The sequence below is a fragment of the Sphingomonas sp. STIS6.2 genome (assembly GCF_000732685.2).
Classification (GTDB): domain Bacteria; phylum Pseudomonadota; class Alphaproteobacteria; order Sphingomonadales; family Sphingomonadaceae; genus Sphingomonas; species Sphingomonas aerolata.
In genome coordinates, this window is the sequence record NZ_JPDP02000052.1 from 12,666 (window position 1) to 30,806 (window position 18,141).

15 protein-coding genes are annotated in these 18,141 nt (G+C 65.2%); 3 read left to right on the forward strand and 12 right to left on the reverse strand.

Translation table 11 applies throughout. The features are described 5' to 3' along the window. Window positions 1-61: 61 nt before the first annotated feature. From sphst_RS09935 to sphst_RS09945, 3 genes are all read left to right on the forward strand, one after another. Window positions 62-898 carry a hypothetical protein gene (locus sphst_RS09935; protein WP_031393622.1) on the forward strand — a complete coding sequence of 279 codons (837 nt, stop codon included), beginning with the start codon at window positions 62-64 and terminating at the stop codon, window positions 896-898. Between the two features lie 161 nt (window positions 899-1,059). Next, on the forward strand, window positions 1,060-2,175 hold the full coding sequence (locus sphst_RS09940; RefSeq protein ID WP_234387557.1) for a sialidase family protein: 1,116 nt from the start codon (window positions 1,060-1,062) through the stop codon (window positions 2,173-2,175). A 187-nt stretch (window positions 2,176-2,362) separates the two neighbouring features. Next, on the forward strand, window positions 2,363-3,607 hold the full coding sequence (locus tag sphst_RS09945) for a DUF2254 domain-containing protein (protein WP_051916304.1): 1,245 nt from the start codon (window positions 2,363-2,365) through the stop codon (window positions 3,605-3,607). A gap of 67 nt (window positions 3,608-3,674) precedes the next feature. On the opposite strand, the gene sphst_RS09950 is transcribed toward sphst_RS09945, so the two are convergent. From sphst_RS09950 to sphst_RS10005, 12 genes are all read right to left on the reverse strand, one after another. Further along, a complete protein-coding gene (locus sphst_RS09950; RefSeq protein ID WP_051916305.1) occupies window positions 3,675-4,547 on the reverse strand; it encodes a Brp/Blh family beta-carotene 15,15'-dioxygenase in 873 nt (290 codons plus the stop codon). Then, complete coding sequence (locus sphst_RS09955; RefSeq protein ID WP_031393626.1) at window positions 4,544-5,257, reverse strand: bacteriorhodopsin; 714 nt, start codon at window positions 5,255-5,257, stop codon at window positions 4,544-4,546. The genes sphst_RS09950 and sphst_RS09955 overlap by 4 nt, the downstream gene beginning before the upstream one ends. A 131-nt stretch (window positions 5,258-5,388) precedes the next feature. Next, on the reverse strand, window positions 5,389-6,735 hold the full coding sequence (locus sphst_RS09960) for a sensor histidine kinase (RefSeq protein WP_031393627.1): 1,347 nt from the start codon (window positions 6,733-6,735) through the stop codon (window positions 5,389-5,391). 2 nt (window positions 6,736-6,737) lie between these two features. Next, a complete protein-coding gene (locus sphst_RS09965) occupies window positions 6,738-7,415 on the reverse strand; it encodes a winged helix-turn-helix domain-containing protein (RefSeq protein WP_031393628.1) in 678 nt (225 codons plus the stop codon). Window positions 7,416-7,481: 66 nt separating this feature from the next. After that, the gene (locus tag sphst_RS09970) at window positions 7,482-8,666 is read right to left on the reverse strand and encodes a trypsin-like peptidase domain-containing protein (RefSeq protein WP_051916306.1); all 1,185 of its coding nucleotides are present in this window, start codon (window positions 8,664-8,666) and stop codon (window positions 7,482-7,484) included. A 140-nt stretch (window positions 8,667-8,806) separates the two neighbouring features. Further along, window positions 8,807-10,270: a DUF389 domain-containing protein gene (locus tag sphst_RS09975; protein WP_051916307.1), complete on the reverse strand. Its 1,464-nt coding sequence runs from the start codon at window positions 10,268-10,270 to the stop codon at window positions 8,807-8,809. A 35-nt stretch (window positions 10,271-10,305) separates the two neighbouring features. After that, window positions 10,306-11,640, reverse strand: a complete 1,335-nt coding sequence (locus sphst_RS09980) for a chloride channel protein (protein WP_031393631.1) — start codon at window positions 11,638-11,640, stop codon at window positions 10,306-10,308. A 646-nt stretch (window positions 11,641-12,286) separates the two neighbouring features. Further along, window positions 12,287-13,069 (reverse strand): PP2C family protein-serine/threonine phosphatase, encoded by a 783-nt coding sequence (locus tag sphst_RS09985; RefSeq protein ID WP_107045470.1) that lies wholly within the window; start codon window positions 13,067-13,069, stop codon window positions 12,287-12,289. Further along, window positions 13,066-14,076 carry a type VI secretion system-associated FHA domain protein gene (locus sphst_RS09990; RefSeq protein WP_031394286.1) on the reverse strand — a complete coding sequence of 337 codons (1,011 nt, stop codon included), beginning with the start codon at window positions 14,074-14,076 and terminating at the stop codon, window positions 13,066-13,068. Before sphst_RS09990 ends, sphst_RS09985 begins: the two co-directional genes overlap by 4 nt. Window positions 14,077-14,087: 11 nt before the next feature. Further along, window positions 14,088-15,764 (reverse strand): serine/threonine-protein kinase, encoded by a 1,677-nt coding sequence (locus tag sphst_RS09995; protein ID WP_234387558.1) that lies wholly within the window; start codon window positions 15,762-15,764, stop codon window positions 14,088-14,090. Beyond that, window positions 15,764-16,504, reverse strand: coding sequence for a LysM peptidoglycan-binding domain-containing protein (locus sphst_RS10000; RefSeq protein WP_056407306.1), 741 nt, complete (start codon window positions 16,502-16,504; stop codon window positions 15,764-15,766). The genes sphst_RS09995 and sphst_RS10000 overlap by 1 nt, the downstream gene beginning before the upstream one ends. Next, on the reverse strand, window positions 16,501-17,949 hold the full coding sequence (locus sphst_RS10005; protein ID WP_234387559.1) for a putative bifunctional diguanylate cyclase/phosphodiesterase: 1,449 nt from the start codon (window positions 17,947-17,949) through the stop codon (window positions 16,501-16,503). Before sphst_RS10005 ends, sphst_RS10000 begins: the two co-directional genes overlap by 4 nt. Window positions 17,950-18,141: the final 192 nt, after the last annotated feature.

An 18,141-nucleotide genomic window follows, 5' to 3' on the forward strand; every position in this document is an offset into this window, starting at 1 on the left:
GAGGTGATTTCGAACGAGCGGGAGAATCGCGATGCGTTGTCCGTCTGGCCTGTCCACGACTATGACCGCCCTTGTCATGGGCTTGGCATTTCCCACGATTGCCCACGCGCAATCCACGGGTCTCGAGGACATGGTAGGCGCCCGTGCAGGTCAGGCCGAGATGGAATTGCAACGACGCGGCTACGTCAACATCCGGGGTGAGCAAGGCGACGATCGCGTCTATACCTATTGGTGGAACGCCGATCGCCGCCAGTGCGTGAGCATTGCGACGATGGAAGGCCGCTACAATTCCATCCAGCCGACCACCTCCCCCGATTGCAGGAAGCCCGCGAACCTCCGCCCCGACCTTGGCCATGGTGGTCAGGCTGCGCCACGACCGCGTCCCGACTATGACCCCGATCTGGCCTATGGACGCGCGCCAGCGGGCCCCGGCGGCGGTCAGGATCGATATCCTTCGGGAGGACCTGTTGTTGACGGCAGAAACGTCGAACTCGGGCTCGTGTGTTTTGGGGACGGATCGAAAACCGGCTTTGCGAGCGGGACGACCTGGAACTGGAACCGTGATCGTGACCGCTATGAGTCCGGCACGTACACCGAAACCAGGAAGGAGGTCTTCGACGCCTCGCTCATGGTACAGACCTGGGCAGGTGGTGGACGTATCCGGCTACCCAAGTCGCTGATCCCGCCGATCAATTCCCGTGGCAATCAGGGATGGTGGGATTTGTCCGACGTGTCGGTCAGCCCAGATACGGTCCGCGCGAGTTACCGCCTGAACGGCTTGAACAAGCCACGGCTCGTGATCGATCGGCGCAGCGGCCGCATCACGGTCACGGGCATGAGTGATTATGGCTTTCGGGGCACGTGCGACCTGATCGGACACGAACCACGCCGCTTCTAGACTATGGCGCGGGCGGTGCGCTCCCAAATCGAACGGTCAGGCAGACCACGAACACGGACCATCGCGCACATCAGCCGCCATTGGCTCGGTTGGAAACCCCATGCTATCCGGCTCGCGCAACACGGGTCTGCGCGTACCCGCAACGTTGTTGGGGTACAGCGATGAAGTTCAGGGCATTTCTGGCGCAGATGGTGAAGGTCGCGGCAATCGCACTCGCGGTCAGCGCCGCGGCGCAAGCCCGGTTCGGCCATGCCCCGTCGGCTGCTGCGGCCCCGCTTCGGTCGCCGATCATATCGTCGGAATTCATATATACCGATGCGCCCTACCCGCAGGCGCATGCCTCGACGATCGTCGAACTGCCTGACCGGACGCTGGCCGCAGCCTGGTTCGGCGGTTCCGGCGAAAGCCAGCCTGACGTCCGTATCTGGTTCGCACGACGCGGCGCGACGCGATGGGAGACCCCGGTTGCGGTCGCTGATGGAGTGTCCGCGGACGGTCAGCGATTTCCGACCTGGAACCCGGTGCTGTTTCAGCCTGCGGACGGTGCCCTGCATCTCTTCTACAAGGTCGGGCCGAATCCGCGGGCGTGGTGGGGCATGGTCATCCGCTCCACGGATGGCGGACGACATTGGAGCCAGCCGCAGCGCCTGCCGGATGGCGTGTTAGGACCGGTCAAGAACAAGCCCGTCGTTGCGCCCGACGGCAGCTGGGTGTCGCCGTCGAGCCGCGAGGAAGGCAGCGCAGAGGCCAATATCTGGTCGATCCGGATCGAGCGGAGCACCGATCGCGGGAGAAGCTGGCAGGTCGGCGACGCGGTGGCCTCACCGATGCACATCGAGGCGATCCAGCCGAGCATCCTGTTTCACCCCGATGGCCGGCTGGAGCTGGTGGCGCGGACGCGGCAGGGTGCGCTTGCGATGAGCTGGTCACGCGACGCCGGGCGCCACTGGTCCCCAATAGCGGCGATCGACCTGCCCAATCCCAATGCGGGAACCGATGCGGTGACGCTGCGCGATGGGCGCCAGTTGATCGTCTACAATCACAGCGCGCATCTGCCCGAGCGGCCGGGCGATGGCGCACGCTGGCCGCTCAACATCGGTTTGTCCGACGACGGCGTGCGGTGGCACAACGCTTTGACACTCGAGAGCAAGCCGCTACCCGACGGCTATGCCTATCCGGCGGTGATCCAGACGCGCGATGGACTGGTCCACGTCACCTACACGCATAACCGTACCAAAATCCGTCACGTCGTGATCGATCCGACACAGCTGCGCTGAGTAGGAGGTCACGCTCCGGCGCCCCGTCACGAGGTAAGATCTTCCCGGCGCCAGTCGCTGAATGTGATCGAGGCGGGGCTTGTTTGCTTCGCACAGATGATCTGCGGACAGTTCGAGCGGAGCCGCCGGATCACCGCGCTGTTGTCGTCGTGGCTATTCGGCTACCAGCCAGCTGAAGGAGCGCTAAATGACGCAATGGACATGGATTTTGAGCCGGATCGTCCGGCAGGTCTGGTTCCGGGCAGCGATCATCAGCCTGCTCAGCGTCGCGCTGGCGATCCTCGCCGCTTTCGTCACGCCGTATCTGCCGTACACGTTCGATGCCGATATCGGGCAGCAATCTGTCGGCACGATCCTTCAGATCATGGCCTCGAGCATGCTGGCGGTCACGACCTTTTCGTTGACCGCAATGGTCAGTGCCTACTCCTCCGCAACGCAACTCGCGACGCCGCGTGCGACCCAGCTGATGGTCAGCGATCCGACGTCGCAGAACGCGTTGTCGACCTTCCTCGGCGCCTTCGTCTTCTCGATGGTCGGGATCGTTGGCCTGAACACCAGCGCCTATGGCCATGACGGCCGGATCATCCTGTTCGCAGCGACCGTGCTGATCATCCTGCTGGTGGTCGGCACGCTGCTGCGCTGGATCGGGCATATCACGGCGTTTGGACGGATGGCCGATGTGATCGACCGCGTAGAGGAGGCCGCGACCCAGGCAATGGAGAATTTTGCTGCACACCCTCATCTTGGCGGCCGTGCGGCTGTCGCCATCCCCGCCGATGCCGTCACAGTCACCGCGGTGCAGACCGGATATGTCACGCATATCGACATCACCGCACTTGGCACGATCGCGGACCGCAATGACCTGACGGTGTATGTCGATGTCCTGCCTGGCGCGATGATGCATCCCGCGCGTACGCTTCTGCAGGTCTCGGGAAAGATCGACGACGGCATCCAGAGCGAACTGATCAAGACGTTCACCATCGAACGGCATCGCTCGTTCGACCAGGATCCTCGACTGGGGCTGATCGCGCTGTCCGAAATTGCCAGCCGGGCGCTCGCACCGGCGACCAATGATCCAGGAACGGGGATCGAGGTTCTCAATGCCCTACTTCGCGTATTCCTGACGCTGAGCCCCGGCGCGGCGCGTGTCGATAAGGAGCCGGACTCCCCACGGGTTCACATCGGCCAGCCAACCATGGAGGATATGCTCGGCGATGCCTTCGGCCCGATCCTGCGCGAAGGGATTGCAGAGGTCGAGGTGTCGTTGCGACTGACGGCTACGCTTGCAGCGATGCACGCAAGCCTGCCGGCTGCGCGTCGGGAAATCGAGCACTGGGCCAACCGCCACGCGAAGCGGGTGGCGACGACCATGGAAGATCCCGACGACCTGACGGCATTCAACGAAGCCTATCACAGGCACTGGCCCGCCTGAGCCACGATCAGGCGGCATGCTGCCATCTGGTTCGACTACACCCAAAGCCTCTGCCGACAGCCTGACGTCATTCAAGGACATGAGCACGCACCACGTCCCTGTGGGCACGAGGCAGCCCCATCGACCCGGATCGCCGCGTAACCCTGTCGAAATACGGCGTCACCAGCAGATGCGGCATCGCCAGTGCCGCGACGCCGGCAAAGAGTGAACGCACGCCCGAGGGGTCCCACCGCAGCAGCACTCCGCCCATGATTCCGACCAGCAGCACAGCCAGGACGAGGATTGGTCCCGTGGCGCGGAGATACGCAATTGTCGTCACGCACTGTAACCGATCTCGACGCTCTTTCGTCTGCGGCATGGCGTGCAGCACCAGAAACCCAACCGAGAACCCGACGAGCGGGGGCAGAATGAGAAGCGCGGTCGTTCCGACCAGAAGACGTCGATCATGGCGCGCCGCGCCGATGATCACCAGGCAGGCGGCTGCTACGCCACCCGCAATTGCCAAAATGCTGACCATGGCCGGCGCACCGGACTCTCGAACTCCGGCAAGATCGAGAATTCGGGTGAGGCTTGCCGCGTGCAGCGTCGCAGGCGTTGCGACCAGGCTTATGCCGCGGGCAATCCTTTCGAACGGCCTGCTCGCGGGGGCATCCTCAAGACCAAAATGGACTGCCGACGCCAGCAGGAATGCAGGGAGTGCGATCGCAGAATCGACGATCCACCACATAAGACAGACAAACAGTGCAGATACGTACAGCATCAGGAATGCCGGGCGCCGCCGATGCTCGACGATAGCGAGATCACTTGCACCGTGCGCCATGCCGACGACCCCGACAGCAAGGGCTGCGAACGCGAGCTGTACGGTGAGCACGCAAAACGAGGCGACCAAAGCCCCCGCCAGAAGGAAGCCCCAGCCAAGGGCCGGGGCGCGCCGTGTCATGCCCGGTGGCCGCGTTCGCCGTGATCGTGCGCCAACGCCTTGTCGAGGTTGGCTGCCGCGTAGAATGCGTAGACGACCTTGGCGATCACATCCATGATCAGGAACGCCCAGACCGATGCAGGATCAGTGATCAGTTTCAGGCCTTCCGGTCCGATCAGGAAGACGATCGGATAGAGGAACCAGATGACGGTCAGGAAGGTGAGGTTCTTGCCATAGGCCGTTCCCAAGGCAGCACCACGGTTGAGCGCCAGTGACCGCAATGGACCCCATAGAAGATACAGGACGCCCAGAAACGCGACGCAGGACCATCCGTACCAGATCCATTTCGCCATCGATGGTGCGGCAAGCGACGATATCAGCCCCGTGACGATCATCAGGACATCGAGCACGATGACCGAGGTTAGATACCCACCAACCTCACCCGTCTTACCATGCTCGTGAAAAGCCAGCAGCACGAGACCCGACAACAGGATCGGCGTCGTCACCGACCAATCCACGTAGCGTGCCAGATATGTCAGCGAACCGTCGCCGTTGATGAGCGTGCCGATGCCAAAGGCCATTGCGAGATACGCGGTCGCCGCGATGAACGGCACGCTGGCGTGCAGGAGCGTATGATGGCCCGACGGCTGCGTCTTCTTACCCGTCGCATATATGGCCAGCGACGCGACCGACATCACGCTGAAGCCGATCAGGAAAGCGGTTTGATCCACCAGGGAGCCCCTATCATGAGGACGACCCGGCGCCGACCTTGAGCCACCAACATCACTCAGATGTTTTGGGTCCTGGCTCGCGATAATTTCATGAAGCTGTCATGTGTGACGGCGTCTCAACTGACGATTTCCTATGTCTTCGGGAAGTGTACCGCCGCACGAAGACCCGGCGCGTTGTCGGTTAATATCAGCGATGCGCCATGAACGCGGGCCGCGACCTGTGCGATGCTGAGACCAAGGCCAGAACCTTCGGAATGCCGGCTCGTGTCGAGCCGAACGAAGCGGGTCACGACATGCTCGCGCTGGTCAGCCGGTATACCCGGTCCCGTATCTGCCACGACGAGCGTGAACTCATCGATCTCATGCCCAAGCGTCACGCGGATCGACCCGCCGGGCGGCGTATATTTGATCGCGTTGTCGAGCAGATTGGCGACGATCTGCCCCAACAGCGAACGAACGCCCCTTATGGTCACCGGCGTCGTTTCGACCGTCAGATCCAGTCCACGATCATCTGCCACGGGCTCGAAAAGCTCCACGGCCTCGATGACGATTGCGGCCAGATCGACAGGACCAAACTCGCTGGCCATCGTCGTCTCGGCACGGGCCAGTGTTAGCGTATCGTCGATCGTGCGAAGCAGGGCGTCGAGATCGCTGCGCATATCCAATGTCGCGTCACTATGACCCCCGCCCAGTGCAGCAAGCTCGAGCCGAGACCGGATCCGCGTCAGCGGCGTCTTCAGGTCATGAGCAAGCGCATCCGTCGCGGTTCGCAGCGAATCTACCAGGCGTTCGATTTCCGCGAAGCCATGGTTCAGCGTCGCTGCAAGCCGGTCATATTCGTCGCCGCGCCCCGTCACGGGCAAGCGTTCGTCAAGATGTCCCGCCCGGAAACGATCGTCGGCGGTGCTGGCGGCATCGAGAAAGGCAAGCCCGCGCCGGCTGTACCAGAAGCCGAAAAGCAGGCCGATCACTCCGGTGGCGGTCAGTGACCAGGCCAGTGCCGATACATAGCGGTCGTGCAGCAGGCGGCGATCGTCCGAGAGGCTGCCGACCAGTAGTCGATAGTCGTTGCCGAGAAGCACCGTGCGCGCTGCGACCTGTCGTTCGAACACCCTGCCGCGTGTCGTCGCGACCTGGGTCTCGAAGGTACGATACCCGGTGCGGTCGATCTCGTCAGGCCATTTGGCGAGATTGCCCGCAACCGGCTGTCCCGAAGCGTCCGTCATCAGATAGATGAAGTCGGTGACGCGCGGGCGCCCGACCGCACGCGACACCGACTGCGCGACGGCAAATGGCCCCTCACTCTGATAGCGCTCGATAAGGCCTGCCGTCTCGTCGTCGACTGCCGCCTGGGCACGCGCGTCGAGCAGGCGTATCGTCTGGACATATTGAACGCTCAGGGCGATCCCCGTTGCGATGAGTGCGATCAGCGTGATCCAGAGCGCGCCGCGCAATGCGGCCGTTGAGGGCAAGCGCATCGTCAGACAGCATCCAGTCGATAGCCGGAGCCGCGCACCGTTCTGATCATCTGGACATCCTCCGGACCGTCGATCTTGGCACGCAGACGACTGACATGGACATCGACGACATTCGTCCCCGGATCGAAGTTATAATCCCAGATCGCCTCGATCAGCATCGTACGCGTCACCACCTGCCCGGCATGGCGGGTCAGATAGTCGAGCAGCTGATACTCCTTGTTGAGCAGTTCGATACGTCTGCCGTTGCGCATGGCCGTGCGGCCGAGCAGGTCGAGCGTCAACGAGCCCGTCTGCCGGGTACCTTGCGTGGCGTGCGTATCGCTGCGCCGCCGCACGATCGCCTCCAGACGGGCAACGAGTTCGCCGAACGAAAAAGGCTTGGCGAGGTAATCGTCGCTGCCGGCCTGAAGCCCTGCGATCCTGTCGTCCACCTGCCCCAGCGCAGACAGAAGCAGCACCGGCGTCTGGTCACCCTTTGCGCGCAGCGACTTCAGCACCGAAAGTCCGTCGAGCCCGGGCAGGTTCCGGTCCAGAATGATCGCATCGTATTTGCCGACGATAGCCGCAGTGAGACCGTCGATACCGGTGGCGGCATGATCCGACGCATGTCCGAGTTCCACCAGCCCGCGGCGGACATACTCAGCGGTTTGTGCATCGTCTTCGATCAGGAGCAGCTTCAAGCGCGCGATAATCCTTTTCAGGTGTTCAGGGAGCGGACGCGTATACCGCCCCCCGGTTCCACACGCTCAGGACTGGCCCGACGTTTCGCTGGCGATGCGCAGGTTCAGGGAGACCTGACGGCCGTTACGCACCACCTGCGTCGGGACGATCGAACCGATCCGAGCCTCTGCTACGGCTCGGGCAAGGTCGCGCCCGTTATCTACCGGCCTGGATCCGAAGCGTCGAACGACGTCGCCGCGCTGCAGGCCGGATCGGGCAGCGGCCCCGCCATCTTCGACTTCGGCGATAAGCGCGCCCTTGGTGACGTCCGAGCCCATCGCACGCGCGATGTCCGGTGACATGTCCTGCAAGGAAACGCCGATCCGCCCCCGCGACACGTGGCCGTTTTGCGCAATCTGAAGCGCGACCTTGCGCGCTATTGCGGCAGGTATCGCAAAGCCGATGCCCACGTTACCGCCCGTCGGCGAGAAGATCGCAGTGTTCACACCGACCACCCGGCCTGCACCATCGAACAAGGGCCCGCCCGAGTTGCCGCTGTTGATCGCAGCGTCGACCTGGAGGAAATCGTCATACGGCCCGGCCCCGATCTCACGGCCGCGGGCAGACACGATGCCGGACGTCACGGTATTGCCGAGGCCGAAGGGACTGCCGACCGCAAACACGCTATCGCCTACCCGGATATGACCGCTGTCACCCCATTTGATCGGGGTGAATTTGCCCTTCCCGTCGATCTTCACCACGGCGACATCAATCTTGGGATCGCGGCCCAGGACGCGACCGGAAAACTCCCGTCCGTCCGACATCTGGACGGTGACGCGGTCGGCGCCGTTGACGACATGGTTGTTCGTGATGACGATCCCGGAGGCATCGACGATGAACCCCGAGCCGAGCGATCCGCGCTGCGGGCCTTGCTGCTGCTGCGGCGCTTCGAATTGCCCTCGGCGATCCTGCATGCCAAAGCCGAACAGCTGCCCCAGACGATCCGCCAGTTCGCTATCGTCTGAGCCGAACTGTGTCGGTTCGAATTGCAACGCCTGAAGAGCCGCGGGCTTGACCTGGATCTGAACGACGCTCGGTCCTACGGCCTCGACCATATCCGACAAAGAGGCGTGCACACCCGTCGACGCGACGGCAGCAGGACCGGATGCAATGAACCGGTCGGCGATATTCACGCGACCATCGTCCGCAGCAATCGCGCCGCCCGCGACACCGACGAGCGCGGTTGTGCCAAGCGTGACGGCAGCGATCATTGGACGTACAGTCAGGCGACGCTTGAATATCACGATCCATGTCCATGTTCAGTTTGAAGCAGATGCTTCTTTCTGGACCCGGATGATGGGCGCAGCCTGTTTTGAACATTACATCCGTGCAATCTTTCCAGCCGGAGCGGCTATGCCCCGCGCTCGCCTGTTTCCGCCGGAGACGGGTCCGTGTCGACCGACCATATCAGGCGCAGGCGACCGCCCGCACGCCCGGGGGCTGCCCTGCCCCCTCGCGCGACGATACCCTGTGCTATCGCTGTGCGCTGACGCAGGGTCCCGCCCAGCACGTCGACCGCCCGCGCGAACCGGGCGGATACCCAGGCTGCGTCGCCGAGCGCCTGATCGTCGATGACGCCGGATTTGATACCGACGTCCGGCAAGACGACATCGTTCGGCGGATTGAGACTGACATGCCAATCGGCGACCACCGCGTCCGCACGACGTTCCAGATCGCGATAGCCCGCAATGCCAAGCCCCGTCAGGGGCGCCGCCGTCGCGCGGATCGTTCGCGCCGCCGAATCCAGCTGCACCGATGAAACGGGAATGCCAGCGATCAGCGCAACGTCCGCGATCGCCCGATCGCGCTCGCGTGCGACGCGCAGCGCATCGCCATTGCCCGCCCGCGCGATCTGCGCCGCCTCGACCGCGCCGGTCTCGGGCGAGATGCGGACCTGGTCGACATGGACATCGACCGGCCGCGACAATCGTTGGCGAAGGTCCGCAGCGAGCTTGCGATCCGCCCCCGGTTCGATCCTCGGCGTCAGCATGACCGCACGAACGCGGACCGGGTTCGCGCCATGGTCGATCTCGACCTGGCTCAGCCGCGCGCCGGGCGGAAAGTCCTCGCCCAGTGCATCGCGTACCTGCCGCTGGGCGACCGCCTCGAACGCAATGCGACGCAGACCGGCACCAAGGGGAATGGACAGGACTCCGATCGCGACCGCGAACAGCACGAGCTGCCACCCGGTATGGTGCGGCGACAGGTGGCTGCCGAACCCGTAACAGCGCGCGACGAGTGCGGCGGTCAGCGCGATGGTGATGGCATTGGTGAGGAACAACAACAGCGCGCCAGAAAAGACCACCCAGTTCCACGTCGCGATGCCGAACCCGACCACCACCAGCGGCGGCATCAGGGCGATGGCGATCGCCACGCCGACGACCGTACCCCCGCGCCCCCGGATCAGCGCATAGCCGCCTGCGATGGCCGACAGCAGGGCGACGAGCAGGTCGAACAGCGTCGGCTGCGTCCGCCCGGCGATCTCGCTCGTGATCGTCTGGACGGGGGAGAGCAGGATCAGCACGACCGACAGCGCCACCGCGATGGCCGCCCCCAGCATCAACGCGGTCGCCGCGCGGCGTATCTCGTGGAAGTCGAGCGTCGCGATGCCGAAGCCCAGCCCGATGATCGGCATCATCAGCGGCGACAGCAGCATGGCGCCGATCAGCACCGCGACCGAGGGCATCAGCAGCCCGAGCAACGAGATCGCGGCCGAAATGACGATCAGGAAGGCGTAGCGTCCCGACCACCCCGCTTCCTCGGCAATCTGTCGCAGGATGCCGTCATGGTCGACGCTTTCGGTGGCCTTGGCCATCCACGCCCGGGGGAGCGTTGCGAATTTTGCAGGGTTCAGGTGGATCGGGTCGTCTCCGTCATGGCGAAGGTCTTCGATAGACCATGGTACAGCTTCTCGCGGCATACCCACTGGCTGGCCGCATCGGCGATGAACGCGGTCGCGAACATCGGCAGCATCAGGCCGCGGCTAGCGGTCGTCTCCGACAGGATGATGACCGCGGTGAGCGGCGCTCGGACGACGCCCGCGAAATAGGCGACCATGCCGAGGATCACGATCGCGCTGGCGGGCTCGCCGGGGAAGATCTCGCGCAGCAGATTGCCGACGCCAGCGCCGACGGCGAGCGACGGCGCAAAGATCCCGCCCGGCAGGCCCGCGATCGCCGTCGCGGCGGTGGCGACCAGCTTGGCCGGCCCGAACCAGAGCGGCGCATCCACGCCGACGATCATCGCGCGCGCCGGGGCATAGCCGGTTCCCCATGTCAGCCCGGTCACGACGCCGAGTACCGCAACGACGCCCCCGCAGACACCGGCGAACGCGACGGGATGCGCGCGCGTCCATCCCGTCACGCGGTTGCGGCTGACCGCCATCGCCAGGAGAATGCGCGAGAACAGCCCGCCGGTCATGCCACCCGCGATCCCTGCGACCGGCGCGACGATCAGCGCGGACAGCAGCGGCATATGCGCACCGATCGCGCCGAAATAGATATAGTCGCCCTGCACCGACTGCGCGACCATCCCGGCGATCACGATCGCGGCAAGGACGAGCAGCGTCACCCTCTGCTCATAGGCGGACGCGAGTTCCTCGATCGCGAACAGCAGCCCGGCGAGCGGCGTGTTGAACGCCGCCGCAACGCCTGCGGCACCACCGGCGATGAGGACTCCGCCCCGCAACGGCACGCGGACGAGACGATGCGTAAATCCCATGACGGCTGCCGCCAGCTGGACGGTCGGGCCTTCGCGGCCGACCGATGCGCCACCCAGTACCGCGCCGATCGTCAGCACCGCCTTGGCTGCCACCGTCCGGATCGAGATCAACGTGCCGGTCGCATCATTCGGATTGGCCTGCGCCGCGATGACCTGGGGAATCCCGGAGCCCCGCGCGAACGGCGCATAGCGACGGGTCAGCCAGACCAGCCCCATGAACGTCAGCGGCGTCGTGACCAGCGGCAACCAATGCCAGGTCTTTGCAAAATTGCTGAAAACCTCGCCCGCCCAATCGGCCGCCTCGGCAAACAGCGTCGCGACGATCCCGATCAGGATCGCCCCCGCAAGGATCGCCCCCCGCGTCCGGAACTGTGTCGATCGCGGCCCGCGCGCGCGCAGCAACGCCCGATACCGCGACGGCGTCCAGCGTTTGGACGGTAAGAGACGATTGAACAGGCCAGCCATCGGGCTCTTTTAGGTCACGGCGCCAGTTAGGCCACCCCTGACACCGGACGTCACGATGCGGCCCTTCCACAGTCGCCCGATAGCGGTCTTATCCGGCGCCTCCTCCCTCAAGCGGACATTCGCGATAGGAGCGAGATGACACAGATACGAAGCTGCGCAAGACCGGCCGTTACGCCGACAGTCGTGATCTGGCTGCCTGCCGCGATGACTAAACCTGACGCGCTTAAGGGTGAATACTTGACAGAGATGGGGCATACCTGCCCTAAAGACCACGAATGCAGTCTAAGCCTGCCAATAATCGCGCTTGCAGCGGTCGGGATCAATGCGGCGGCGATTTGGCATCTCTGCCGTTTGCGAGGATGTCATACCCCATAAATGGCACCAGCGCTTGGCTATGCTCCAGCACGGAACGCCGCCAGCCCCGCTAACCGCCATCCCGGTCATTCCCGATGCATAAAAACCAAATGGCTTGCATCACGTTGAATTCCCGTCATCGACGGAGCTTGAGTTATCGGCCGACATCTATGCGTGCCGGCCGTTCGACGGCAGCGCGATATGGAACGTTAGTATTCTTATACTAGGCTAGCAGATGGTACACGGTTCTGCATGACGCTGCATAACAACAGAGCAGCGGTCGTGCGTTCCGCTACGGGTGAACGCACAGGTCTCGCCCCGATAGCGCTGCGATCACGACGAGCGTTGCATTGTCACTGCCATCACGTTGCAGTGCGTTTTCAAGAATGCGGTCCGCCATGTCCCCGATCGCCGCGGGCATCGTCGCGAAATCGCGCGGATCAAGCGATCGTGAAACGCCGTCCGAGCACAACAGAAGTCGATCGTTCGGCTGGACTAGTGTGGTGACGCTATCCAGCGCTACGGCCGGCGCAACGCCGAGCGCGCGTGTGACGACATTGGCTTGCGGATGACGGTCCGCCGCCGCTTCCGTTAGGACACCCGCGTCGATCATCTCCTGCACGACGCTGTGATCGTGGGTCAGCTGCTCCGCCCCGCCGCCGCCGCCGCCGCGCATCAGATAGGCCCGACTGTCCCCCGCCCAGAAGATCGTCGCCTCACTGCCCTCGATCAACGCAATCACGATCGTCGCGCCGCTGGTCGCATGCACATCGTAGATCGCGCGATTGGCATGCGACACCGCGGCGCGCACCGCTGCCGCGTTGATCGGCGCCGGATCATCCGCCAGTGCCTGCAAGACATCGACCACCGTTTCCGCGGCGGCGGCGCCGCCGCTATGGCCGCCCATGCCGTCGACGACCGCCCAGAGCCCACGGTCTGCCCGATCGAGAAGCCGATCCTCGTTGACCCTGCGCACCCGCCCGACATGGGATCGGTTTTGCGACACATAGACGGTTTCCTCAGCGAGCGACGGACCGCCTCGGGGTTTGCGTCGCAACAGGCTGGCGATCTTCATGCGGGATCGCGGGCCATGGCCGTATCCGCGGCATCATAGGCGAGGGCGAAGGCGCGATCGAGCGAGCCGGGTGCGGATGCCACGATCTGCCGTGTCAGGTCGGTATGACGGTCAGCGACTTCTGCCATCTGCAGGCTCGCACGACTTTTCAGCAGCGTCGCGCGGTCCGCGATTGCCGCATCGACAGATGCCGGCTCGAACGTGCCGATCGCCGCACGCAGGCTCCCCTGCAGGCCTGCGAACGTGGCGACCAGATGCCGCTTCACGTCACGAAACGACGCCTTCAGCGCCGCCGGGCCCGACAGGAACCCGGTGGAGCCCGCAAGCAGCAGGTCGATCGCCAGCCGCTGTGTCGGCGCCCATTTGAACGGATTATTGTCCGCACCGCTGATGGTCGTGCGCGTCAATTGATAGCGTCCGCGCGCATGGTCGCGCTCGGCCATCAGGTCGCCGATCCCCAGCACCATCTGCCGATACACCGCACCAGCCCGCCGCATGATCTCGGTCGGCTCCTCTTCGGAGAGCAGCGAACAGTCCAGCCCGGCGCCCTCGCAGAATGCCTCCAGCAACGACCCATCGCCCGGCGGTCGCGCCTCACCGGCATCGGCCCAGTCGCTCGGCACCTCCACCGACGATCCCAGCGGCGGCGTCAGCACCATGGTCAGCGCGCCATCGACTTCCAGGTCGCCATGCGGGGCCTGCGTCGCGACCATCTTGAATCGGCCGAGCCTCAGCGCGCTCGGCACCGGCAGCACCACGTCGACCGCATCGGGAAACCGTTGCCCGGTATCGGCATCGAATACGCCATTCGCGCCGAGCGCCCGCAGTGTCAGCCCATCGCCGTCGACGCGCAGTTCACAATGCGCCCGCGACAGCGCGCAATCGGGGTCGGCGATCGGCCAGTCCGCCTCGGTATCACGACCGATGCGGAGCAGACCCTCGCGGATCAGCCGCGCATCGAGCGGCTGGACCATGTCGTCTCGGTCGAAAAGCTGGAGCATGTACATCGAACGGATCCTCAGGCGGCCAGACGAGCGGACGGCACGACGCGGGTAGCGCGCATCGCGATGTCGGCCTGCGCGCCGGTCCCCGCCAGATGCGGCTCGACTGCGGCGGCGGCGCGATTGAACGCGTCGAACGCGGCGCCGAATTCGTCGCGGCGGCGATGCGATATGCGCAGGGCGAAATCGGACTTCGCCGCCTCGTCCAGCGCCTTGCGCAGTCGGGCGAGCGGCCGGGCCACCATAGCGCCGCTCAGATAGCCGATCACCAGCACCACACCCATGATCACCAGCGACAGCACCGTCAGCAGCATCCGCGCATTGTCGATCGCGGCGTCCAGCGCGGTCCGGCGCAGCACCAGGTCGACCGTGCCGAACTCGGCCCCGGCATAGCGGATCGGCCGGACGAACCGCAGTCCTGCGCCCTTGCCCCGGTCGGGTGCCGCGGTCACGCCGGCGCCGCTGCCGATCGCCGCTTCGCCAAAGGTGCGGCGATAGCGCGTGCCGATCAGCTTCGCGTCGTCTGCCGCGCGGACGATCCCGCCGGTATCGGCGACCACCATGTCGCGAATCTCCTGATCGCGCGAGGCCGAGGCGACGAAGGCCTGCAGCGCGGTCCAGTCCTGCTGCTCGGGCGCGAGGCCCGCATTATCGGCCGCCAGCACCGCGGTGTTGCCGGTGACGAACGCCGCGATCGAGCGACCCGACACGATCGCCATATGCTCAAGCGTGCGTTGCTGCCGCCCCAGGATCGACGAGACGCTCGCGACCAGCGCGATCGCGGTTACTGTGACGAGCGCCAGCGGGAGCTTGATCTTCAGCGGCAGACCACGGCGGCCGGGTGCTGCCTCGGCGGTCGCCGCGATCTCGCGGGTCAGCGCCTCGTACACCGCATGGCCGTCGGCGAACCGCTGCTCGGGCTTCTTCGCCAGCAGCTTGTCGATCACAAAACGCAGGCCCGGCGGGCAGTCCGCGGCGGAGCGCGCGATCGGCTCGACACGCTCCTGCGCGATCTGGATGGCCAGCGTCGCCAGCCCCATGCCGGGAAATGCAACCTTGCCGGTCACCATCTCGTACAGCACCACGCCCAGCGAGAAGAGGTCCGACCGCTGGTCGACGGGGATGCCGAGCGCCTGTTCCGGGCTCATATAGCGCGGCGTTCCGATCATCTGGCCGACCTGCGTGCGCGCAAGGCGTCCTTCGGTGCCCGACACGTCGATATCGCCGATCCGCGCGACGCCGAAATCGAGCAGCTTGGCGGTGCGGCCGTCCGCCGACAGCAGGATGTTCGATGGCTTCACGTCGCGGTGCACGACGCCCGCCCTGTGTGCATAGTCGAGCGCCGAGGCGAGTTGCTGACCCAACGCCAGGACGCGTTCACACGGGAGTCGCCCTTGCGCCAGCAGCAGCGTGTCGAGCGGCTGCCCCTCGATCAGCTCCATCGCGATATAGGCGACACCGTCCGCCTCGCCCACATCGTAGACGGTCGCGATATTGGGATGGTTCAGCGCGCCCGCGGCGCGCGCCTCGCGCAGGAAGCGCTCGCCCAGTTCGGGGTCGCGACCATATTCCGGCTTTAGCACCTTGATCGCCACGGTGCGCCCGATCCCCGGATCGAACGCGCGGAACACGTCCGCCATCGCGCCCTCGCCCAGCCGACCGTCGATCCGGTAGCGTCCCAGCATCTCGGCCATCACTTGCGCGCCTTCACGGTGGCGGCGATGCGCTCGGCACGCGTCAGGTCGCGCGCGATGACCGGGTTGCCGGGATCGAGCGCAGCGGCGCGGCGCAAGAGGCCGACCGCGCGCACGACATTCCCCGAATTGAGCGCCGCCAGCCCCGTCGCGCGCGCCTGACGCGCGGCGACCCGATTGACCGTGGGTGCAGTCGGCTTCGTCGCCGGCGCCGGCTTGGGCGCGACAGGCTTCATGCGGGTGGGAGCGGCCGGCACGGGTCGCGGCTCGGATCGCCGGGGCGCCTCGATGCGCGGGGGCTCGCCTGGAATACGGAGCGTCCGGCCAGCCACCAGATCAGCAGGCTTGGCGATGTCGTTATAGCGTGCGAGCTGATACGCCTTCAGACGATTGCCCAGGAACCGCTGCGCCAGTCCCGACATCGTGTCGCCGTCCCGCGTGGTATAGGTGAAATTCGTCGGCCCCAGCAGATCCTTCGGATCGCGGTCGATCGAGTCGCGCAGCACCTGGACCGAAGGATTCATCGGATCGCGCTTCAACGCGGCGTTGATCCGCTTCTTCGCTGCGCCACTATCGCCCTGATCGAGCAATAGCAGGATTGCGTCGATCTCGCTCGCCGGCGTCGTCTGCGGCGCAGGCGCCGGTTGCGGTCCCGCCTTGGGCCCATGCGAACAGGCGGTAATCGCAAGCGCGAGCGCCAGCGCGCCGGTCCGCGCGACCTGTCGAAGAGAGAAACTCATGCGGTAAGCCTTTCGGTGATCCGGTCCCGCATCGCGTACGGGTCGATGGCCAGCAACTTCGCGAGCCCGGCGGAATCGCGTGCGAACGCGACGAACTCCGCGCCCTTCAGCGGTGGCGAGAAATAATAGCCCTGGAAATGCGTGCAGCCGTGACGCAACAGCCACTCATATTCTGCGCGTCGCTCGACCCCTTCGGCGAGCACGCGGATGCCGAGCCCGCGCCCCAGCGCGACGATGCTCTGGCAGATCGCTTGGCTGTCGCGCAGCGTATCGACGTTCGTCACGAATTCGCGGTCGATCTTGATCTTGTCGAACGCCAGCGTGCGCAGCGTGCTGAAGCTGGAATAGCCGGTGCCGAAATCGTCGATCGCGATCCGCACGCCAGCCGCCCGCAACGCGTCGAACAGCTGAGTGGCGCGCGTACCGTCGCTCATCGCGACACTCTCGGTCAATTCGATCTCCAGCGCAGCCGCCCCCAGCGAATGCCGCGCAAGCGTGCGTGCGACCAGTGCCGCCATGTCGTCGCGGTCGAGCTGATGCCCCGACACGTTCACCGCGACCCGCAGGGCGTCCAGGCCCTGTGCCTGCCATGACCGCGCCTCCCGCGCAGCGGCGTTGAGGGTCCACATCCCGATTTCATGCGCCAGCCCCATCGCCTCCATCACCGGCACGAACCGCGACGGCGAGACCTGCCCGAGGGTGGGATGAAACCAGCGGATCAGCGACTCCGCGCCCGACACCCGACCTTCCCCGGCGTCGATCAACGGCTGGTATCGCATTTCCAGTTCGCCGCGCGCGATCGCCTGGCGAAGGTCCTGTTCTAGGGCATACCGCTCGCTGGCCAGGGCTGCGAGATCGAGGACAGGGCTGGCGACCGCGACCACGGCACCGGGCTGTACTGTCAGTGACGCCAACGTGCGGGACAACATCGCCTGCGCGTTCACACCCTCGGCCGGCATCCTGGCCTGGCGCACGCGAATTTCGGGCAGGATTTCCCGGTCGCCGTCGATCACCACGTCGCCCAGCGCGTATCGCAGCACATCCAGTTCGGTCTGCGCGGCTTCCTCGACGACATCCGGGCCGAACCAGATCGCGACGCTGGCGCGATCGACATGCGCAATCAGTCGTTCTTCGGGCAACATCCGCGTCAGCCGGTCGACGATCGTCAGCAGCAGGCGTTCGCCCAGCGCCGGGTCAAACGCGCACAGCCGATCGAAGTCCATGAATCCGATGATACCGAGTACGCCGCGCCCGTCCGCCATCACCCGCTCGATCAACGGCTCGCGGGTCGGCAAGCCGGTAATCGCGTGGCGATGACTGGTGCGATGCTCGACAGCCTGCAGTCGATCCGCGATGGTCGCTACGCTCTGTGCCAGCCTTTCACCACGCGAGACCGTCGGAGACGTCCCGGCGAGATTCTGCAAATGCCGGATCAGTCGCGACACCCGGCAATGCTGGGCAATCGAATACGCCATTGCTGCGAAACCGAGACACACTGCAACGGACGCTATGGCGGCGACACTGCGATCGACGAACCGCCACGTGACGATAGCCGCCGCTATTGGTAGTAGCCCGATGCACCAACGCTGCGCAGGCGGAATCGCCGTTGAAAACCCCATAACGACCTGAATAGCGGC